2 protein-coding genes are annotated in these 1,476 nt (G+C 65.0%); both read right to left on the reverse strand.

The features are described 5' to 3' along the window. Positions 1 to 634: MFS transporter (locus EN990_RS35175; RefSeq protein ID WP_127388578.1), on the reverse strand; the 634-nt coding region annotated here is incomplete at its 3' end. Positions 635 to 807: 173 nt separating this feature from the next. Then, positions 808 to 1,395 (reverse strand): sarcosine oxidase subunit gamma, encoded by a 588-nt coding sequence (locus tag EN990_RS35180; RefSeq protein WP_127368929.1) that lies wholly within the window; start codon positions 1,393 to 1,395, stop codon positions 808 to 810. Positions 1,396 to 1,476: the final 81 nt, after the last annotated feature.

Here is a 1,476-nt window from a genome sequence, read left to right on the forward strand (position 1 = left end):
CCGGAAAATCGAACGGCGTGCGCACGGGCTTGGTCATCGTCGGAAACAGCGAGGCGGCAAGAATTGCCGCCGCCAGCGCGAACGGCACGTTGATGAAGAAGATCCAGCGCCAGGAAATGAAGGTGGTCAGCGCACCGCCGACGAGCGGACCGACCAGCGGGCCGGACTGGCCGGCCAGCGAGATGTACATGTTGATCTTGAGCGTTCGGCTGCGCGGAAAAGTCGACAGGATGACGACCTGGCCGAGTGTGCCCATCAAGGCGCCGCCGAAGCCTTGCAACGCACGCGCACCAACCAGCGTCCAGATGTTGTCGGACAGCCCGCAAAGCGCCGACGAGGCGGCGAACACCAGCAAGGCAAAGCAGTAGACGTTGCGCAGGCCGAAGCGGTCGGCGGCCCAGCCGCCAAGCGGCATCGAGATGATCAGGCTGGCGACATAGACGGTGATCAGCAGGCCGAGCTGGCTGGGCGGACGGCCGAGGCTTTCGCTGATGCCCGGCAGCGCGGTCACCACGACATTCTGGTCGAGGCTGGTCATGAACACGCCGCAGGCGACCGTCAGCGGCAGCAGGAGCAAGGCTCTGGCCGGCACATCGGCGCGATCCGTGGCGCCGGCGGATAGTTCTGCGGTCATGGAGATGTTCGAACCAAACGAATGTGCCGACTCTTGAACAAGGGATTTCATATCCCTGGGCCGGTTGGGCGGCCGCGTTTTCGCACCATGGGCGCCTGCGGCCTGATTCTCTAGCGGCAGAAACGGCTGGCGTTGATGCCAGAAGCAGGAGCGATGCGACCGTTCGGCGCCGCCTATTGCACCTCGTAGCCGACTTCCTCGCTGGCGTGGCAGAGCGCCTTCCAGAACGAGCGTGCAAACGAGCGGAAGACATAGATGTCGAACTGGTCGGCGCCGGTGCGCTGGATCTGGGCGAAGACGTCGTGATGAGCGGTCGAGCGGCCGGCGCCATTGGGAAAGGCCGGCAGCGAAAAGTCGATGGCGAAGAATTTCGCCAGCACCCATTCGGCCTTCGGCCCGGCAATGCGGATGGCGGTGCGGCCGTGCGAGAGATCGGTCACCGTGCCGATGGCCGAGGTCACCACCTTGGCAAAGGCAGCGGCCAGCCCTTCGGCCTCGTCGGCAACGGTGAACTTCCCCGGCGCGAAGCCGAACACTGACTTGACCCCGTCGCTCACTCCGCCGCCGGCGCCATCGGGAAGCGCCAGCCCGGTGACGGTGCGGATGGCTGCGATCAGCCTCTTCTCCTCGCCGGGCCAGGCGGCGAGCTGCACGATCGACCCCGGTCTCGCCTCGGTCAGGATGATCTCGACGCCATGCTCGAAATTGCCGTGCGAGCCGACGTGAAATTCCGGCTCAAGCGGGGATTGGTGCTCAACCATGCATGCGGCTCCCGTCCGGATCGAAGAAGTGATTGGAGACGATCTCGACCGGTCCGAACCGGTTGCGCAAGGGATCGGAGA

This window comes from Mesorhizobium sp. M7A.F.Ca.US.005.03.1.1 (assembly GCF_003997975.1).
Lineage (GTDB): Bacteria > Pseudomonadota > Alphaproteobacteria > Rhizobiales > Rhizobiaceae > Mesorhizobium > Mesorhizobium ciceri.